Below are 4,756 nucleotides of genomic sequence, written 5' to 3' on the forward strand. Positions count from 1 at the left end.
AGCTCCTCGAGGACGAGGGCGTCGACAAGTTCGAGGCGTCCTGGAACGACCTGCTCAAGTCGACCGAGGCGGAGCTTCAGCGCCTCGCCCCCTCGATTCCCGAGACTCGCACTGTCGGTTCGGCACGGAAACAGCACGCTGCGTTTGCAGGTCATCCCCACTCAACAACTCATGCATAAAAGAGTCAGCCCCTTCGCTCAGAATCTCGGACGTACTGCTCGATCCCCTCAACCTCTCAGGAGCCACGGTGAAGATCCTCCGAGCACGACGAATGCGCACGATCAGCCTTCTCACCCTCGTAGGTGCGCTGGGCGTGACCGGCATATCCGCAACCCAGGCAGCGAGCAACGCTGGCGATCGGCAGCCCAGGACGAATACACAGCACTCGAGCGGGACAGCGGCCAAGCCCACGGTGGTGCTCGTCCACGGGGCCTGGGCGGACTCCTCCGGATGGGCGAAGGTCGCCCGTGACCTGCAGGCCCAGGGCTACCAGGTCCTCGCACCGCCGACTCCGCTTCGCGGGCTGAGCGAAGACTCGGAATACCTGTCGGCGTTCCTCCGCGACCGAACCACCGGCCCCGTTGTCCTGGTCGGTCACTCATACGGAGGGGCCGTCATCACGAACGCCGCCAAGTCGGACAATGACGTCGAAGCCCTTGTCTTCATCAATGCGTTCGTTCCGGACGCAGGTGACAGTGTCCTCGGACTGCTGGACCCGAATCACCAACTGGACCCGGCCGACCTCTTCGAGTTCATGCGCTACCCGGGTGCGCCGGACGGCGACTACGACCTCTACATGAAGCAGAACGTTTTCCCGGACGCCATCGCGAACGGGATCCCGGCGCGCGACTCGGCTGCGATGGCCGCGGCACAGCGGCCTGTCACTCTGAGCGCACTCACGGACAGGTCCGACACACCGGCCTGGAAATCACTGCCGAGCTATTACCTGCTTGGAACCCAGGATCACATCGTTCCCCCCGCTCTCCAACGCACGATGGCCGAGAACGCGGGAGCCAAGATCACTGAAGTAAAAGCCGGCCACCTCCCGATGATCACCAGTCCGCGCGCCGTTGAGAAGCTGATCATCGAGGCAGATCGATCCACCCCGGCACGTTGAAGTGGAGCGCAGGAGTCCGTGCACGCATCTCCGCTGCGGCCAGCTCTCGATCCTCTCGTCACGCCACCTGTAATGAAGCGCGACCATGGAAGGGATCCCAGCGGGGCCACCGTGGGAACACCCCGGCTCTGAACAGAGACGTCATGGAACTGGTCAATATCAGCATCTCCCAGCTCAATGCCTGCGCCTATTGCCTGAGCATCCACGCGCGTGACGCCCTGGAGGCCGGCGAGACACAGCAGGGCATCGCAGTCTTGCCGGCCTCGCGTGACACCGAACTCTTCACCGATCAAGAACGCGCCGCCCTCCTCTGGCCGAATCGCTGGTCAAGCTTCCTGACAGCCGCCAACAAGACCTCGACTACGGCGAGGCTGCATGCTTCCTCACCCCCGTTGACCGTCATCAGCTGGGCCTCGATCGTCATGAACGCCTGCAACCTGGCCTCGATCATCAGCCGGCACAACACCACTCCCCAGTGCGCGATCCAACTCCCCTCACCCTGACGGAGACGGCAGCCAATGAACCGCACTGTCCGCGACAACGCCGAGGCCAGTCGCTACGAGATCTTCGAGGACGGCCGGCTGGCCGGGTTCACCGACTACAGAATCACCGGCAAGAAAATTGCGTTCAACCACACCGAGACCCTTGACGGCTTCACCGGACGCGGCGTGGCCGGCCGCCTCATCGCCGAGGAACTGGCCGACGCCCGACGCCGCAATCTGGCCGTCCTGCCCTTCTGTCCTGTGGTTCGCGGGACAATCGCCCGCCAACCCGAGGAATACCTCGATCTTGTGCCCATCGAGGACCGACAGCGCTTCAACCTCCCCGCCTGACCGTTGACGCTCACTTTTGCCAAAAGGCAAGAATCGTCGCAGAGGAGTACAGAGATATGAAGCACGAAACCAAAAGCCCCCACGGGGTGGATGAATGGGCCACCCATGTCCAGGATCTCCTCCAGAACTCGGACAGTGGCGTCACCAGAGAAGTCGTCGCCGAAATCTACCGCAGCGCCCAAGACGAACTGGACCAGATGCGAGCCCAAGCAGAGTTCGAACGAGAGGAATAGCCGACTGCACCAGCAAGAGTCTCGATAGCCGCAATGGCTTTCCGCCGAGCTCTCGTGCCTGGTGGTCCGCAAGTCGTCCAGACCCACGCTTCGGCTCGTTCGGCAAGGCTCGAAGGCGGCCGGGGATCGTGGTGGACCTGAATCTGAGTAACGCAGGGGAACTGATCAGACTCCCGTCCTGTCGAGGGCGACGGCTACGCCGCCGTCCTCGACGAAGGAGAACGACCCGCCGTGGGAGACATCGACATCAGTTGCTACGCACACACCTGAGACGCCGTGGATGTGTCTGCGTGAGCCACAGCCACGAGAACCGCTCCCCAAAGCTGACGTGTTGTCACTCGGCGGCGGCCGTCGTTGACAGGAGGTTGGGCCGGAGCCCGCCTGGCAAGCCAGGACCCCTGCCATTAAGGAGTTCAGGAAGATCGTGAACGTGGACGACATGTCCACACAGCCCATACCACCAGTACGAAGAAGCCTTTGCCCAGCCAGTTGGAGGATGGCGACAGTGTGGGCAAGGCCCTCAACGGTGCAGTCTCGCCGAGCAGCTGTGCGGAAAGTCCGGAACACACCGGAGTGCCGGTTGGCAGGCACCAGACCGTCCCAAACGACGAAGGCCCTCTTGGTAGTCTCTGCGTCACGGGCAGGTCCGCCTGCCAGCGTCTGGTCGCGAAGCATGGCGATGAGGTCCTCGCGGATCATGCTTCGCCCCGGTGGCAGAAGGCCGCCGATCGGCTCTGGGTGACAAGTTCCTCCGTCCGGCTCTTCTTCTCCTGCCGACTGACGATCGCGAGTGGCTCCGCGACTACCAGCAACAGGGCCGGAGAGGTATCCGCGTCGGCTGCTTTCCCTCGATGTCTCGTACACCAACTCCATGTGAACCGGAACTCGCCTGCTTCGAGTATCACTGACGAACCTGGAGGTCTGACTCATGCCTGACATCACCATGGCTTGCTCGTATGCGCCTGGATCCCCGATCGCGTTGCTGCTGAGGATGGCCGCCGACGTGGATGACTCCAGCGCGATCGAGCAGCGCGAGGACGCGGAGACTGCCGCTGCGTACCACGCCTACGCTGCCTATCCGCGCACCATCGCCCAGGCAGTGGAGCCCGCGGACTGGCAGGGATTGTCGGCCGCGGACGGCGGCGTCAGGTACTTCAAACCGTCGGCCGTGGCGTGGCTGGACGGTGGTCTGTGGCTGCACCACACTCTGCGCATCACCGAACACGGGGCCGCAGCCGACGTACTCACGCTGATCTCGCCGTGCACCTGTGGCCGCTACACCGACATCACCGTAGACAGCGAGGCGAGGCTGCTCGAGCTGCTGGCGGAACTGACGGCAGCGGGCGGCCGGTCGGTGCATAACGAGACCACGGGCGACTGCCACAGCACGTCGACCGTGGCGCGGTTGGACGGCCCGCGTTGACATCTCCACCGCCTCGAAGTGGAGAGTTATCACCTACCGCTCCATTGATCAGCGTCCGGGTGCTGGGGGAAAGCCCCTTCGACCGCCTTCGCCAGGTCGTCGGCGACGTTGCCGGCGGCATCGAGCTGGCCAAGGAGGGCGAGCATCTGTTTGCCGAGCGCGTCCTCGACCAGCGGCGGCTGGTGGGCCCACTCGGCGCGGAAGACCTCGCAGATCCGGTCTGCCTCGGCCTCGATGCCGCGCTTGCGGCCGGCTCGCTTGAGGGCAGCCTGGATCTGCGTGCTGCTCAGCCGCGAGGCCCGAGAGGGCGTGGGGCGAGCCTGAGCAGTTCACGTGCCTCGGGTCGGCAGAGGCCGTTCTGGCAGGTGGCGAAGGCCTCCAGGGCGGACGGGTAGTACTCACGCAGCAGAGACCGGAGCGGGTTGGAGGACTGCTGCCGGTTCCAGGTAGCGTCCTGGTCAGCGCGAGCCAGGACGGCGATGGCGCGGGCCAGGTCGCTGTCCTGTCTCCGCGACAAGATCGAGCACCGCCTGCCAGTCCTGCACCGAGGCATCCGGGACACGCATATCCGGCAACGACTCCATCAAGTCCGGGTCGAGGAAGGAACTCACGTCATCCCACAGCAGATCAGCCACCCCGCCATGCTGCCCGGCTCCCTGACCCAACGCACCCCCGTTTCACTTGACCAAAGACACGGGGGCACCCCCCTCAGATAGACGCCCTGCACCGCTTCGCCGTTCGGTGATCATCCTGCGCGTGATGCCAGGCACCGCCGAAGGCGTTATTGAGACGGACGTCCCGTGTGCCTGGAGGCGGCGCTGCCACCCAGCGCCATGGCGTGCGCGCGGCTCTCGGCCAAGAGCATCTGACGACCACGCATGCAAGGTCACTCAGGATGGAAAGAGCTCAGTGAGACAACCAGCCTGGCCGCTTTGGCGACTGAGCGCCGCGTTGATGTCCCGCTCCAGAACCGTGTCGGGATGTGCTGAACGTCCATCGTTGCGGAGTACTAGGTGTTCTGTCTCGGGAGGTTGTGGATGGGTGAGCCAGGTCTGGGCTGAGGGATCTTGAACAGATGAGGGCCTTCCGGTTCGGTGTGGATTGCGACGTCGACACCTGACCGAAAGGCCCTCGTGCCCCACCGTAATGC

Annotated in this window: 7 protein-coding genes; 6 read left to right on the plus strand and 1 reads right to left on the minus strand. The window is 64.2% G+C overall.

All coding sequences use genetic code 11. The features are described 5' to 3' along the window. The first annotated feature begins 247 nt into the window (after positions 1-247). The 6 genes from J2X68_RS40060 (at position 248) to J2X68_RS40085 (ending at position 4,001) form a co-directional block, all read left to right on the plus strand. The gene (locus J2X68_RS40060; protein WP_310437529.1) at positions 248-1,117 is read left to right on the plus strand and encodes an alpha/beta hydrolase; all 870 of its coding nucleotides are present in this window, start codon (positions 248-250) and stop codon (positions 1,115-1,117) included. A 143-nt stretch (positions 1,118-1,260) separates the two neighbouring features. Further along, positions 1,261-1,620: a carboxymuconolactone decarboxylase family protein gene (locus tag J2X68_RS40065; protein ID WP_399041979.1), complete on the plus strand. Its 360-nt coding sequence runs from the start codon at positions 1,261-1,263 to the stop codon at positions 1,618-1,620. 15 nt (positions 1,621-1,635) lie between these two features. Beyond that, positions 1,636-1,950: a GNAT family N-acetyltransferase gene (locus tag J2X68_RS40070; RefSeq protein WP_310437531.1), complete on the plus strand. Its 315-nt coding sequence runs from the start codon at positions 1,636-1,638 to the stop codon at positions 1,948-1,950. A gap of 56 nt (positions 1,951-2,006) precedes the next feature. After that, a complete protein-coding gene (locus tag J2X68_RS40075) occupies positions 2,007-2,183 on the plus strand; it encodes a hypothetical protein (RefSeq protein ID WP_310437532.1) in 177 nt (58 codons plus the stop codon). Between the two features lie 928 nt (positions 2,184-3,111). Further along, a complete protein-coding gene (locus J2X68_RS40080) occupies positions 3,112-3,606 on the plus strand; it encodes a hypothetical protein (protein WP_310437533.1) in 495 nt (164 codons plus the stop codon). A 44-nt stretch (positions 3,607-3,650) separates the two neighbouring features. After that, positions 3,651-4,001, plus strand: a complete 351-nt coding sequence (locus J2X68_RS40085; RefSeq protein WP_310437534.1) for a hypothetical protein — start codon at positions 3,651-3,653, stop codon at positions 3,999-4,001. Positions 4,002-4,064: 63 nt separating this feature from the next. On the opposite strand, the gene J2X68_RS40090 is transcribed toward J2X68_RS40085, so the two are convergent. After that, positions 4,065-4,241 carry a hypothetical protein gene (locus J2X68_RS40090; protein WP_310437535.1) on the minus strand — a complete coding sequence of 59 codons (177 nt, stop codon included), beginning with the start codon at positions 4,239-4,241 and terminating at the stop codon, positions 4,065-4,067. Positions 4,242-4,756 lie beyond the last annotated feature (515 nt).

The sequence above is a fragment of the Streptomyces sp. 3330 genome (assembly GCF_031456635.1).
Classification (GTDB): Bacteria; Actinomycetota; Actinomycetes; order Streptomycetales; family Streptomycetaceae; genus Streptomyces.